Source organism: Aerococcus sp. L_32 (assembly GCF_050689315.1).
On the sequence record NZ_JBOEQF010001258.1, the window covers coordinates 1 to 521 of the forward strand.

The 521-nt window shown below is 38.8% G+C and carries 1 pseudogene; it reads left to right on the forward strand.

The window, feature by feature from the left end:
* Window positions 1–521, forward strand: a pseudogene (locus ACRCJ0_RS19210) (DNA-directed RNA polymerase subunit beta); the annotation flags it as partial.

Below are 521 nucleotides of genomic sequence, written 5' to 3' on the forward strand. Positions count from 1 at the left end.
CGCCGCAGTTACTCACGTATTAATGAAGTGCTAGAATTGCCAAACTTGATTGAAATCCAAACGGACTCATACAAATGGTTCTTGGATCAAGGGATGAAAGAAATGTTTGAGGACATTTCTCCTATTGAAGATCATGCTGGTAAATTAGCCTTAGAATTTGTTGATTATTCATTTAAAGAAGCTAAATACAACTTAGCAGAAGCACGTGCACATGACACAAACTACTCAGCGCCAATTTATGTTAAATTGCGCTTAATGAATAAAGAAACTGGTGAAATCAAGGATCAAGAAGTATTCTTCGGTGATTTCCCACTAATGACTGATGGTGGTACGTTTATCATCAACGGTGCGGAACGTGTAATCGTTTCTCAATTAGTGCGTTCTCCAGGTGTTTACTTCCACGACAAATTAGATAAAAATGGTCGCCAATCATTTGGTACCACTGTAATCCCTAACCGTGGTGCATGGTTAGAAATGGAAACAGATGCGAAAAACATCTCTTACGTACGTATTGACCGTAC